Origin of the sequence: Zoogloea sp. LCSB751, assembly GCF_002028455.1 — a bacterium.
GTDB lineage: Bacteria > Pseudomonadota > Gammaproteobacteria > Burkholderiales > Rhodocyclaceae > Zoogloea.
The window spans coordinates 1-14,809 of sequence record NZ_MWUM01000038.1; the positions used below are offsets into that span (position 1 = coordinate 1).

A 14,809-nucleotide genomic window follows, 5' to 3' on the forward strand; every position below is an offset into this window, starting at 1 on the left:
GTGTCGTTGGTCAGGGTGATGGTGACGGTGTTGCTGATGGCGCCGTCGTTGGCGACCGCCTCGGTGAAGGTGCTGGTACTGTAGCCCAGGGCCGGAGAGGGGTCATTGAAATTGACTATCAAATCCCCCTTTGTAAAACCGGTTACATCCGCTGCTGTGGCGTGCGTAACAAAGGCGCCGTTCTGGAAGCTAAACGTCAGGTTGTTGATGTCGTTGGCGTTAGCATGGGCACTGGCATTGCCCGTGAGTGTCGCAGTAATGACGGTGTTACTGTTACGAACAAACGTGGCGGTTAGTCCTGCTGGCACATTCGTCGCGACGATCCTGTTGGAACTAACGACGTCCGAAGCATATGTATCGTTGGCTAACGTCAGAGTGATGGCATTGCTGATAGAGCCGTCGTTCGTTACTCCCTCCGTGAAGGTGCCGCTGCTATATGAGACGTTGGCGCTAGGGGTGCCAGTTAACGTCGTTGCGCCTGTCCAGTTGGGGCCGACGCTAAAGTCAAGTGCGAAATAGGCTGTTCCGTTCCAAGTGCCTGATGCGGCTTTGGTTGCGCCTGTGAGTAACTCAAAGGAGCTGATGGAGTCGTAATAGACTTTTACGCGATAGCCATCGGCGGAGTACGTGCCATTATTTGTCGGACTACCGCTAGGGCTGTACTGAAAACGCACAGAGCCATCCGATTGCACCGTTGCCGTTAGTTGCGTCGCAGTCGCCAACTCGTACTGAGCGAAGCCTTTAAAGTCCTGAAATTGGCGCTGGGACGATGTGCTGCTTGTGCTGTCAATGTCATATGAATTGACGACGACGTTTTGAAGTGTTACCGCTTGGCCGGTTCCCGCACCAGTGAAGGTGCCGCTTTTGTAAAAGTCAATCTTGAAACGTACGCCCCCAATGCCACCTACTCCAGGGTCCGCCACATTCAGGTCAGGCTGAAAGAACGCTGTTTGACCAGGTGCCGCCGAAGTTCCGTCGTATGGGTTGACGCTTGCACCGCTTAGCGTTGTCGTGACTACAGCGTCGATCGCTTGGCCGCCGATAGTGATCACGCTGTTGAAGCGGACGACATCACCATTGCCCTTGCCGTTGCCAACGATGTTCAGAACATTCGTGCTGTCAAAATTGAGTTGCTGATTGTTGGCGTTATATACAGTATTGCTCATGGGTTTCCTTCATTCGTACGGCGCAAGGGCGGTATTCAGCAAGTGCTGGCCTCACGGGCATTACCTAAAAGTGGGAACTGGCCGAAGCTTTGGAATGATCAACTACGGATCGGTAGCGATTCGTTAAATGGTGTTATAAGTATTGTTTTTGATGGTTTTCGCATAATTGACGCTATTGCTAGCGTGACGATATTGTCAGTGCGTCCCTGAACACCAAAATGGCCTCTCCTCGGTATGAGGAGAGGCTATTCGGTCGGAGTTTGTGGCGCCGCCCGTTTGTGGTGGCAAGCACCGTGGGTATCAGGCCTTGCGGGTCCGTAGTGCGGGGTAGGGCAGTTTTGTCGTCGGATAGCTGGCCTCGTTCAACCGCGCGTTCCAGGATGCATCGGCGAACCCGCTTTCCAGTGTCTTGCCGACCAGCAGACTGGACACGAAAGGTTCTTTGCCGAAGCGGCTCTTGAAGGCGGCCACGTCGGCTTCCGTCTGCAGCAGGGTTTCGGAGAAGGGCACGCCGCGTTTGAATTGTGAATCTGGGAAAAACAATATTTTCGATCATCCTGCCACAGGCAGTGTTTGTCTAACTGTGACGATTTAGGGGGTGGTGCGTTTATCGGCAAGAGTCCTCCCCTGGGGGAGGGGAGGACTCTTTGGTGTTGCTACCGGCCCATCCTGCTGCGGCCGAATCAGACCTCGGTGATGGCGATCACGCTGCCGACGACCTGAACGGCCTCGGCGCTGCTGGCGATTTCGATTGCCAGCCCGTCACGGCTCACCTCACCGCTGCTCAGTCGGTGGAGCTGGTTGCTGAGCTCTGTATCGCTTGCGCTGCGACCGTAGGTGTTGGTGTAGAGACGCTGGACATAGCTGCTGTTGTTCAGCGTATCGATATCCGTCTGAGCGTAGAACCACGAGAAGATGTTGTCCATGCTCAAGTGGCCGGCGTGATATTCGTCCAGTGCCTTCGGGCCCAGCTTCCACTCGTCCGTGGTTGCGTCGCGGTCCAGCAGTGTCTGGAACAAACGGGCGAGCATCGCATCTTCCTGGGTCTCGGCCAGTACCACCCGTTCGCCGCTGTCGAACGCGATCATCTCGGCGTTTTTCAGGCTGTACATGGCTCCGTCGCTCAGGCGGGTCAGTTCAACCCCCCCGCTGACGCCCTCCAGGTGGAAGTCAGAGCGCTGGCCGGCAAGCTGCAGGATGTCATGCCCGCCGCCTGCATCGATCACCACGCCCAGGCCGATCGGCAGGTAGCCCTGTTCATCCTGGGCGCTGCCAAAGTAGTGGTCGGCAACGTTGAGACGCAGGATGTTCGGGTTGGTGTCCAGGCCTGCCAGGAGTTCGGCAATGCTCTTGTCACGCACCGATTCGGCGATCGCCAGGGTCCGGAAGAGGGCTGCCACCTGCTCGGCCGTGGCGCCTACCCAGCCGCGGACGACTGCGCCTTCATCTGCCGTCAGATTGCGTCCCAGCCAGGTCGTGACCAAGTGCTGGGCGGCTGCGTCGGCTTCGCTGTAGGCAATGGTCAGGCTCGGGCCACTGACGAAATCAACCCGCTCCACATCCAGCAGACGGTCCTGTTCGCCGGTGGCGAGGTTGGTCAGCACCACCGCATTGCCATCCACGCTGATCTTGTAGTCGGCAAGGATGCCCGACTGGGTCGCCACGTCGTAGCCGAGCCCTCCGTTCAGCTGGTCGTTGCCAGCTCCGCCGGACAGCTTGTCGTTGCCTGTGCCGCCGAATACGATGTCATTTCCGTTGTCGCCGAAGGTGGTGTCGTTCCCTCCCAGGCTGCCGACCGTGTCGTTGCCGCCGCCGCCGTGGAGTGTGTCATCGTCAGCGCCCAGCACGATGTACTGGGCATTGTCGTCACCGACGACGAAGTTCTGGCCGGCCCCACCGGTCAGGTGTGCGGCACCGATGACGACGGCGAAGGTGACGTTATTGACTTGCAGCACCGTTCCGCTCGGAAGCTGCCGGGCATCGATCACCAGCGCCGACGGATCACTGGTGTTGCCCGTGATGAGGACCGGTGCCAGGGGGGCTCCGGTTGAGCCGCTCGGTACGGTGAGGGTGAGCGCCCGTACGGTGACGGTCGTGGGGTTGAGCACCGTGGGTACGTACTGGTCGATACCGTTCTGGACGATCTGGGTGAATTCCGAGTCATTGCTGACCAGCGGGTTCGAGGCGCCGACCAAGCGTTGACGAAGCGTCAGGTTTTCACCTTCGGTGGCGATGGACTGGATGCCCACGCCTGCCGGCAGGCCGACTTGAATGACGGTGTTGCCGGTGTGGTCCACCGCGAGCGGGACGGTGTATTGGGTTGGCGTGTTGCCACCCGAGCCGCCTCCCGCGTTCGGCGGGATGATCGGATCGACGCTCTGGGTCGTGCTGGAGGTGCCATTCACGCCGGGCTGGGTGACCGTCGTGACCGGAATACCCTCGTTGGTGACGGTGGTCGTGCCGCCGCCCGTTCCGCCCGTGGAGCCACCGCCGCCCGAACTGCCACCGGAGCTGCCGCCCGAGCCGTTCCCGCCGCTGGAGGGGGTCACGTTGGTCACTGAGGTTTCCGGCAGCGTGGCCGCATCGTTCCCCGCCGTATCCTGCAGGGCTGCAATATCGTTACCGGCCGTCGGGTCCGTGTAGGCCACCGTGACGTTCTGGCCGGCGGTTACGGCCGTGGCCAGGGTCAGGGTGATGGTCTTGGCGCTGGCATTGACGGTGACGGTATTGACGACCACCGGGGTGCCACCCACCTTGACCGCAAACGCCGACGTAGCCGGCAGATTGCTGGTGGAAAGGGGGCTTGCGTCGGTGTAAGTCAGGACCAGGCTGCTGCCACTGACCGTGGCGTAGCCGAAGGTGGGGCCGTCGGTGTCACCGACCGCGGCGTTCTCCGGATTCTGGTCCAGCACCGTGACGCTCAGGGTCTGCTCCGCATAGGAGCCCAGGTCGTTGGTGGCGCGCACGATGACGTTGTACACATTGTTCGCGCCGCTGTCGGCCGGGGTTTCGTAATCGGGTGCAGCCTTGAAGCGCAGCAGATTGCCGGAGACGATTTCGAACTTGCCGTTGTCCGGATTGTTGGTGGGATCCACCGTGCCGCTGATGCTGAAGGTGATGGGCCGGGCATTCGGGTCCGTGGCGGACAGTGCGGTGATCAACTGTGTGTTCTCGACGATGAAGAACCCGTTGGCGATCGAGATGCTGGGTGTTACGCCAGTGGCGATGTTCACATTGACGGCGACCGGTGCGGCCTGCCCGCCGGCCTGGCCATCGTTCAGGGCGAAACTGACCGTACGCGTCGTGTGTGCCGGAGCGGCCTGGTCGTTGGCGAACTGGACCGCCTTGATCAGGGCCGAGACGGCCACCGGTGTTGCGCTGGTATTGAAGCTCACCACCAGATCGTTGGTGCCGGTGCCACCCGTAACGGTGCCGATGGTGGTGCCTTCGTACTTCACATTGCTGCCGTCCAGGCTGACCTGGCCAGCTCCCGTGCCGGCACTGGCAATGCTCAACGCATCGTGAGCCGGGTCCCGGTTGAAGGTGATGGACACCCGCAGGTTGCCGCCGTTGAAGTTGGCGGAGTCCGGATCGCTGACGACTACATTGCCACCCTGTTCCAGGAGGCGGGCGCCGGAGTTGGCGTTGTAGTTCAGTACGTCGCTACCGAGACCGGTGATCCCAGGTGCATCGTTCACGGCGATGCGGTTGACCGTCATCGTGACTGGAGTCGAGATGCCGCCCTGGCCATCGCTGACAGTGACTGCAAAGCTGTCCGAATTCTCCCCGTCGTCGTGCTGGTAGCGCACCACGCCAGAACTGAGCTGGGCATGGGTGAAGGTGCCGCCGGTGGACAGTGCTTCGCCGTTGTCCTGCACGCCGTCGCCGTCGGCATCAATGTAAACCGCGCCGTGGGCGGGAGCGGTGGACAGGGTGTAGGTCAGGTTGCCCAGCGGCGTATCCAGGTCGGCAGCGGCGATGTCGGTGGTGGTCAGGGTCTTCGAGCCGCCCTCCGTCACGGTGATGGGGCTGAGGGTCAGCGTCGGTGCGTTGTTGACCGTGACGACGGCCACGTGGCTGGTGAGGGCCAGCGCCGTGCTCGTGTTGCCCGTTTCCGTCACGCTGGTGAGGGTGACGGTACGATGGCCGGCCGCGGGGTCGTTGCTGGTGTTGTCGTATTTCAGACCGTCGACCAGTGCGTTCCAGGTTGCCGCGCTCGCATCCAGGGTCAGCGTGACGATAGCCGTGCCGCCGGTGACACTGACGGAGTAGGCCACGGCATGGCCGCCGGTGCTGCTTCCTGCCGTGCCATTGGTCAGGGCTACCGCCGTACCGTCGATCACCAGCTTTTCAGCTGCGCCGTCGCGCAGGCCGCTGATCATCACCGTGATGCCGGTGATGTTCTCGCCGGCCTCCACCGGGCTGGCCGCGGTTCCCGTGAAGATCGCCTGAGCGGCCGCACCTTCGGCGTAGGCGACCGGGATGCCGCTGCTGCCCAGCGCAGTGGCCGTCAGCGTGGGGGCATCGTCCTGTGGCGTAACGGTGATGGTGAAAATCGTCGGCTCATTGGCTGTGCCATTGCCCGTGTTCGAGTCGCTCAGTGCGAGGCCATCGCTGACGTTGAAAGAGAAACTGTCAGCCGTGGTTTCACCGCCGTCGTGGGCGTACTTGATGCGACCCGCAGCAATGTCGGCCAGGGCGAACTGGCTGTTTGCGCCAAGCGCCTCGCCGACATTGACGACCCCGTCGTTGTTGGTGTCGCGGAACAGCGTGCCGTTGGCCGGTGCCGAGGCCAGTACAAGCTTGAGGCCCGTTTGTTCCGCATCGGTGGCGCTGAGGTCTGCGGTGGTCAGCGTCACCACCGCGCCTTCGGCTACGGTGGCGGCCCCATCGCCACCCGGCGTCGGTGGCGTATTGCTGGCGGGCAGGGAAGATCCGACATCGACCGTTGCGCTCAGGCCGATGGCGCCCGTGTCCAGTCCACCGCTGGCCGTGCCGCCGCTGTCCTGCAGGCTGGTCAGTGTCACGACGCGGAGGCCTGCGGTGGGTGTGGCCGCGGTGTTGGCATAGGCCAGTCCCTCGGTCAGGGTCTTGGTCTGTGCGGCACTCAGGCCGGCGTGGGTGATCGTGACGGTGGCCGTGCCCGAAGCCGTGGTGACCGCATAGCCGATACCGCCCACGCTGCCAGCAGGGGCCGGGGTGGGGTAGACCAGGGCGGTTGCTCCGGTCGTGACCAAGTCGATCTCGATGCCATCGATACTCAGCTTTTCGGCGCCGCCGTCTTGCAGCCCGCTGACAGTAAGGGTCAGAGTCTGAATGGTCTGACCGGACTCCACCGTCGTGACCGTCACGTCAGAGAACAGGGCCGTGTTGGCAGGGAAGGCGCCACTCCCCGTCAGGGACGGTGCGTCGTTGATGTCGCTGGCCGGAGCGACGACCGTCACCGTGCTGCTATCGATGTGCTCACTGTTCCCGCGGCCGTCCGTGTAGGTGACGACGGCTTTGTACTGGGCTCCCGTGCCGGCATTGCCCGGGAGTGTGTAGGTCGTGGCCGTGGCGCCGCCGATGGGGCCCCAGGTGTTGCCGCCGTCCGTGCTGATCTGCCACTGATAGTTGAAGGGGCCGAGACCGTCGGCGTCGGTCAGGGCGCTGGTATTGACCGTGAGGGTTTCGCCGGCTTGGGGCGTGCCATCGCTGGTAATGGTGACGCCGCCGGCGCCCTGCGTGTTGGTGAAGGCGACGGTGCCGCTGGCGTTTCCGGTCAGCGTGTTCGGGCGACCAAAGGCATCGTTGAAACTGACTTCGACGCGAACCTGCTTGCCTTGATCGGCAGCCGCCAGGGTGTAGTTGACGGTGGTGCTGCCTGCGCCGCTGGCATTGGTCCAGTTGGTGCCGTCGCTGCTGACCTTCCATTGATAGTTGAAGGTCGGGCTGACGGGGCCGTCCGGATCGGCGATGCTGCTCACATCGGCTGACAGCACCTGTCCCGGTTGCAGCGTGCCGCTGACCACCGGAGTCCCGGTGGCTGCATCGTTGACTTCGGTAATGGTCAGCGTGACCGTGCCAGCCTGGTTGGTTGCGATGTTGGCGAAGGCGTAGTCTTCCATGCCGTCCACCACCTTGAAGCCGAAGGTGTCTGTGCCGGTGGGGTTGGTGGCGTTCGGATTCTGGCCGTTGTGGGCGTACTTGATCTGTCCCGCGTTCACCTCGGCCTGGGTGAAGTAGCCGGCAGTGCCGATGGCATTGATGCTGGCGACGCTGGTGCTGTTGCCCACGGTGGCGATCGCTTCGCCCGTGTCCACGATGCCATTGCTGTTGGTGTCGCGGAACAGCGTGCCCTGGATGGGGGCGGCGGTCAGCACGTATTTGAGCGTGCCGGCCGCGTTGTCCACGTCGGTGCTGTTGAGGTCGGCGGCGGTGAAGACGTATACCGCCGCTTCATTCAGCGTACCGGCAAAGTCGCCGCCCTTCACAGGGGCGTCGTTGACCGGAATCACGTTGATGGTCGTGGTCGCCGCCACGCCGGTTTCGTTGGCCACGTCCACCACGTGGGTGGAGATGGTGCGCGGCGTGATGCTCGGATTCTGGTCGTTGTTGACGTATTTCACCGCCCGCAGGCCGAGCTGCATGTCGGTGGCGGTGGCGCCACTGCCGCCAGTGCTGAAGGTGATGCTGTGCTTGTTGCCGGCGACGGTTGCGGTGATGCCCTTGGCTGCCAGGGTCTGGATCATGCTGGCGCTGATGGACAACTCTTCCGAATTGCCATTCGTGCCGTCCAGCGGATTGGTCAGTGTGACCGTGAAGGTCTTGATATTGATGGCCTGGTTGTCGATGCTCGCCGTCGAAGTGGCAATCGATACCGGCTGCGCGTCCTCCGTATAACTGGTGGTGTAGTCGCGGCTGGAGGACGCCGTGCCGTCCATGTCCACCACCGAGGTCCAGGGTACGCGTACCGTGGTTGTCGCCGGCACCGGCGTGTTGTTGGTGGCGGTGGTCTGGAAGCTCAGGACATCGGTGACGGCCAGGGTGATGTTGCCGCTGGCGGTGATGCTGGTGCCGCTTGCGCTGACTACGGTCAGCCCGGTATTCACGCCGTTCTTGTAGATGGTCAGTCCGGCCTTGATGGCCGCGCTGGCTGTCTCGACGGCGAAGCTGGTCGTGTTGGTGACAGGGCTGCCGACCGCGGCCGTGGTGGCGAAAGACAGGCTGGCCGTGGGCGTCAGGCCCGTGAGCGGGCCGCTGGCCACGAAATGCTGGCTGTCGAGTACAGCCGCCACGGTCTGGCCGGTATCCACTCCGCCCAGGTAGATCTTCTGGCCCACCGCAATCCCGGTGTTGGCGACCGAGGTGGTGAAGGACGCCAGATTGGAAGCCGAAGCGTTGACGCCTGCAGCATCCGTCACGGAAATGCTGATGGTGCGGTCGCCGGAGTACGCGTTGGGGTTGGCGTTGGTGTAGGTGATGGTTTTCAGCACCGCCTCATAGTCGGCGTGGCTGCCGGCACCACTCAGGGTGATGGAGGGGGTGCCGTTGCCGGAGATGGTGATCACCCCCAGGCTGCCGGTGTAGCTGCTGCCGGCACTGGAGCTCAGCGTCTCCCAGGTCGTGCCGAATTCATTGTCCAGAGCGCCGGTGGCAATGCTTACGGTACCGGATACCAGGGTATCCCCGCTATCCACGTCGGTGATCGAGATATCCCCGTCGACAATGGCCACCGCCTCGCCCCGCGGGCGGAAGGTGGTGATGAAGTTGTTGCCATCCTTGCCACTGCTGTTGTTGGCGTCCAGGTCGAGGATGGGGGCGTCGTTACTGGCGGTCACATCCAGCGTTTGGGTGCCCAGGCTGACGAACCCCGAGCCGTCATTGGCGCTGAGTGTCAGTGTGGCGACGTTGGTGCCGAGCGCATTGGGCGTCGCGGCGTATTTGATCACGTCGCCCTGCAGCCAGTTCGTGATGTCACTCATGCTCCCGGTAAGGGTGAGGGTACCGGTATCGCTTCCCTTGATGGTGACGCCCGCGCTAGCGGCCGCCGTTGGGTCGACCACGAGCAGACGACCACTGCTGACCGCCAGCTTCAGCGCGAAGCTGGTGCCTGCCCCGAGGTCGGGATCGTTCAGTAGCAGGCCGGTGCTGATGAAACCGGCGAGATCTTCGACCACCGTACTGGATTCCGGGATCGCGTCGGCGGTCGGCGCATCGTTGGCGCCATTGATGGTGATGGTGAGCTTGGCCGACGCGCTCAGGCTGGTGCTGTCTTCGATCGTGTAGTTGAAGACATCGCTGAGGGTGCCGCCCGGGGCAAGGCCTTGCACCTGGCTGTTGGCCTGGTTGACGGCGTAGGTGTAGACCCCGGTGCTCTTGTCGACCGTCAGGGTGCCGAAGTTGCCGCTCAGGGTGAAGGTGTTGCCGGCTTCCGTTGCCAGGACCCCCGAGCCGAGATCGCTGCCGAGGCGGACCTCGGTGACGGTCTTGGTGTCGCCTGCATTGGCGTCGGTGTCGTTGGAGAACAGCGAGGCGTTGTTGCCGATGACGATGTTCGTACCCGGCGTGCCGTTGTTGACGCCACTGGCCTCGGTCACGCTGCCGGTATCGTCATGCGCGACAGGCGCGACCTGACCGCGCTGGATGACGGCGTTGGTGCGATCCGCGACGGTGCCGGAAGCGATGGTGTAGGTGGTGCCCTGGTTGTCGGTATAGCCGACGACAGCCTTCAGGTAGCGATCCCCGTCGGCAGAAGTGGTGACGTAGCTGCTGTTGGTGGCACCGCTGATCGCGGTGTAGCCGCTGTCCGAGTTCTCGGCGGAGCGGTACCACTGATAGGTGGGCGTGACGTTGATCAGGCCGTCGCCGTCGGTCAGCGTCACCGTCTGGACTTCGCCGATGGCGGTGTTGCCGGAAATGGTCGCGACGCCCGGGGTTTCGACGTTGATGACGCTGACGGCGCCAGACACCGGCGCTTCGGCCACGCCACCGCCATCGGTGTAGAAGGCCTGTACGCGCACCGACTTGCCGGCTTCGTCGTTGGTGAGGGTCAGGCTGTTGCCTTGGCCTCGTGCTCCGGCGATGTCGGTCCAGGTGCCGCTGATCTGCACCTGCCACTGGTAGGTGACGTTGCCGGGCAGCGGCGAGCCGTCCGTATCGGTCGGTGTGCTGGCGGTGAGCGTGTCTCCTTCGTTGATCGACGCCGGGTTGCCGACGATGCCGACGGCGCCGGGGTTATTGGCCGTGAGGGCCCCGGTGGAGCCGGTGGCGCCCGGATCCTGCAGGTACAGGGTGAAGGTGGAGTTGGTGCTGGCGCCGCCGGTATCGGTCCCCGTGACCTTGAGGTTGAGGTAGGGCAGGTTGCCCGGGGGGTTGCCGTTGAAGTTCAGGTTGGAGCCGTTCCAGTTCCAGCTCAGCCAGGTCGGAAGTGCAGAGCCGTCGGCCTGGGTGACGGTATAGGTGATCGCACTGCCGTCGGCATCGGCAAAGACGGCGCCGGTGGAGATCGCAACCGCTGCGCCTTCGGCGACCAACTGGTCGGCCAGCGGATTGATGACCGTAGGCGCGTCGTTGGGGGTGGCGATGTTGAGGGTGAAGGGCTGGCTGTTGGAAGAGGCGGTGGTCGTGCCGCCCTGTTTCTCGGTGGCCGTGACGACAATGTTCAGGGATGCGGGCGCGTCGGCTGGCGGGTTGCCGGAGAGCAGGCCGGTCGTCGTGTCGAGGCTGAGCCAGTTGGGCAGATTGTTGTTGTCCGACAGCTTGGCGGAATACTCCAGGGTGTCGGGGGCGCCATCGTTGAAGTTGAAGGCGTCGGCCGGGATCTGGAAGGACTTGAGGCCGGCCCCGGTCCAGGTTTGTGTAAGGATTGTGGCGCCCACGGTGACATCACTATCCACGCCATCGTCGAGGTAGAGCTGGAAGCGGGTGCTCACCTCGGTGTTGGAGCCGCTCGCATCCGTGGCGCGGAGTTCGATCAGGTACGGGCCACCTGTGCCGTCGCCGGTGAAGGTGCGGGAAGCGGCATCGAAATTGATCGGGTGGCTGCCCGCGGTGGTCGTGATCTGGGTGGCGATGCCATTGGTGTCGACCGTCCAGGCGGTGTAGGTCAGCGCGTCGCTGTCGGGGTCGCTGAAGGTGCCGGCCGGGAAGGTGTAGGTCCAGGCGCCGCCGTCGGTGGGGGTGCCTGCCGTGACGCCGGTATAAGTGCCGGAGAAGTCACTGAGCTGAATGTCGGTTGCGTTGCCGCCGGTCTTGTTGGTCAGGATGACGGTCGTGTTGTCGCCGTTCTTGAGGGCGCCGGTGTAAGCGCCGTTCGAATTGAGCGCGGCCAGGAAGGCGGCGGCCGCGTTGGCGGCCGTGACGCCGGAGCCGGCCGTGGTGGTGACCCCATCGAAGATCAGCGTGGAGCCGCCGAGGCCGCCGGAGTACTGGACTTCGAAGGTTTCATAGCCGGTGCCGTCGGTCTTGGCTGTGATGGTTTTTGCGCCGTCATATGTGCCGGTAAATGCGGCTGTCGTGACGTCGCTGATGTTTCCGACAGACGTCTGGGTAAAGATGACGGCGTTTGTGGTGCCGACTTGTGCGGCGGTCCAGTTGGTGTAGGTGACGCTGGCGACGTAATTGGCTACATCTGGGCCAGTGGATCCAATTCCATTAGTGTCTCGACCGTCGACAACAATATTCGCACCATCAAACCTGAGTGTGGCATCGGGATTTCCGGCGTATGCACCAAATTCAATCGTGAACGATTCAGGTGTGCCTGGGTTTGCACCGTCTGCGATCTTGGTCACCGCGGCTGAGCCATTGAAGGTGCCGCCATTGATCACGTTGGCGTAGTCGGCATCGGTGACATCGCCCACTGTCTTGGCCTTAAACACCACCGTATCCGAACCTGGAGCCTTCAACGCCACGGTGTAGTTGCCCGTTGCGCCGGCTGCCACGACGGCGGCGGCGACCTGAGCCGCAGTCACCGTCGAACCGAAGGTGACACTGGTGTCGTCGCCGGGAGTTCCACCGGTCAGGTTGTTGAAGGTAAGGGTCTGTCCGCCGAGGGCTTCCGTAAAAGTGATCTCGGTCGTTTCAGCTGCCGGGCTGGCGACATGGCGGCCAATTGGGCTGGCGACCACCGGCGGCTGGTTGCCGGTGTTGCTGAGGGCCAGGCTGAAGGTGTCGTTGACGCTGGCGCCCGTCGGATCGGTGGCGGTGACCTTGAGGTTCAGGCTGGCGTTGTTCCAGCTGGCGGGGGGATCACCGGAGAAACTGCGGGTGGACTCGCTGAATGTCAGCCAGGTCGGCAGGTTGCCGGTGCCTGCGCCGACGTCCAGTGCGTTGCCGCTGCCATCGACGACCTGCACGGTGTAGGTCAATCCTGCGCCTTCGGCGTCGGTGAAGCTGTCGGCGGGAATCTGGAATTGCCAGGCTCCGGCACCGCTGAAGCTCTGATCGGGGACCGGGTTGACCCCGGCCTTGAGCTCCGGCGTGTCGTTGGTGCCGCTGATGCTGATGTCCAGGCTGCGGCTGCTGTAAGCACCGGCCGTGTCGCTGACCTTGAACTCGAAGCTGTCGTGTACCGTCTTGCCGGCGGGAAGCGCGTTGATGCCGGCGGTATTGGTGGGGGTGTAGGTGTACGCACCCGTGGCGGCATCGACGGTCAGCGTGCCGTACACGCCGTGGGCCGTCCATACTCCGGTGCTCAGGGTGCCGCCGCGGATGCTGAAGCTGGTCGCATCGTTCTCGATGTCGGTAGCCGCCAGCGTGCCGGTCGTGGTGCTGCCGCTCCAGTTGGTGTCATAGAGCGCGGAGTCGGTGACCGTGCCGGTAATCGTCGTGGCGTCCGTGAAGGTGGGGGCATCGTTTACCGCCGCAACAGCGATCGACACCGTGGCCGTTGCCAGCGATTGTCCGTCGTTGTTGTCGATGACCTTGACTGTGAGTGCTCCCGGCGTGCCGCTCCAGTCGGCGGCAGGCACGAATTGCAGTTTGTGGCTGGCGAGCAGGGTCGTGGTGGCGCTCAGGTCGTTCCAGCTGGCTCCGTCGTCGGTGGAATAACGCCAGGTGCCCTGGCCCGTGGTGTCGCCGATGCTGGCGATGTAGATGCCTTTGAAGCTGGCTCCGTTATCCAGATCGGCAAAGCGGGAGCCGAACAGGTTGGCGACCGTGGTGCCGGCGTTGGTGGCACTGGTGTTGCCAGCGTCCTCCAGGATGCCGGGCATGGTGGCATTGCCGGCGACGGTGGGCAGGTCGTTGCTGCCCGTGAAGCTGACGGTGAGGTTCTTGCTGCTGCTCAGGGCCCCGTCGGATACGGTGACAGTGAAGGTATGGCTGGCGCTGGCTCCGGCGGCGAGGCCGTTAATGGCTGCTTCGTTGGGATTGAAGGTGAAGGCGCCGTTGCTCGAGACGCTGAGCGTGCCGTAGGTCTGGGTGCCGCCACCCGAGTAGCTGAGGGTGCCGGTCGGGGTGGTGTCGGATGCGGTCAGCGTGCCGGTGATGTTGGCGAGGGCGGTGTCGTTGGCCGGGGTGTCGGCTACGGTGCCCAGGTTGCTGTTGCTGTCGGTGAAGGCCGGGGCGGTTGCGGGAGGAGGCGTCGAGCTGCCGATGTCGGTGGGCGGCGGAGGGTTGCCGCCGGAGATCGTTGCCGAGGTGCCGATCCACAACGAATAGGTGCCGGTATTGCCGGCGCTGTAAGTGGTTGCGCGGATGATGTCGCCGGTCTGGTAGGTCCAGGATACGTAGGCGTCGTAGCTGCGTTCGCCGTCGCCGCCGTCGTCGTTCTGCGTGATGACCGTTCCATTGCGTTCAATCTGGATGTAGTCGTCCACCGTGGACGAGTTGCCCATGTACACCTTGACGGTGGCGCCGTTGGGAATGTCGCTCAGCGTATAGCGGTCCCAGTAGCAGCCCGAGCGCAGGCTGTTGACCGGATCTGACGAAGTCAGCTCGGCGTTGATCCGGGTCTGGAAGGTGTTGCCGCCCCAGGAGTACGGGGGGCCGGATACCAGACCGGAGGGAATCGACGAGTCGCTGCCCAGCGTGGAGTCGAAATTGAGGATCTCTACGGGAAGAGCCTGAACGTTACCGACGGCAAATTCGAATTGCCAGTCGCCGCCGAGGCTGCTCGCTCCGGTCAGGTCGGTCGAGGCGGCTACGTCGGCCCCGGTCAGATCGGCGATCAGGCTGACAAGAGCCTTGCCTTCATCGTTGGCGGCCACGTCGCAGCCATAGAACAGGATGTCGGCGTCGGCCGAAAGGTGTTGCGCAAGGGCTTCGAGGCTGGCGCTCGCGCTCGGGAGCGTGCCGCTGTTGAGGCTGGTGTTGCCGAGATTGATATTGCCGGCGGAGCCGTGGGTCAGGATGTGAAGCGCGTCGACGCCGCTGTGTCCGTCAAGGGCGTTCAGAATCTGGGTGAGTCCGTCCTGGTTCGGGTCGAGCAGGACAAGCTCGGCACCGGCGGGCAGGCCGGCGAGAAGGGAGGCCAGGTCCTCCAGGCTGGAGTCCACGACATATACGGCAGACTGGGAGGAAGGGATGGCACTGATGGATGCAACGGACATGATCGGGCTCCACAACAAGAGTAGGGAAATTCCCGATCAAAACTACTCAATACGGTTGATTTTAAGCTCTCGAATTCTCTCGTTCATGAGAGATTTATGGCTTTGAAGTGA

The 14,809-nt window shown here is 63.2% G+C and carries 3 protein-coding genes; all 3 read right to left on the reverse strand.

The window, feature by feature from the left end:
* Window positions 1–1,166: hypothetical protein (locus B4920_RS24375; protein ID WP_216820016.1), on the reverse strand; the 1,166-nt coding region annotated here is incomplete at its 3' end.
* 300 nt (window positions 1,167–1,466) lie between these two features.
* Window positions 1,467–1,676 (reverse strand): hypothetical protein, encoded by a 210-nt coding sequence (locus B4920_RS24380; protein WP_139379620.1) that lies wholly within the window; start codon window positions 1,674–1,676, stop codon window positions 1,467–1,469.
* A 173-nt stretch (window positions 1,677–1,849) separates the two neighbouring features.
* A complete protein-coding gene (locus B4920_RS24385; RefSeq protein ID WP_079437358.1) occupies window positions 1,850–14,698 on the reverse strand; it encodes a DUF4347 domain-containing protein in 12,849 nt (4,282 codons plus the stop codon).
* Window positions 14,699–14,809 lie beyond the last annotated feature (111 nt).

Coding starts and splice junctions, on each gene's coding strand:
- B4920_RS24385 (WP_079437358.1), bottom strand. CDS start 14,698: ATGTCCGTTGCATCCATCAGTGCCATCCCTTCCTCCCAGTCTGCCGTA.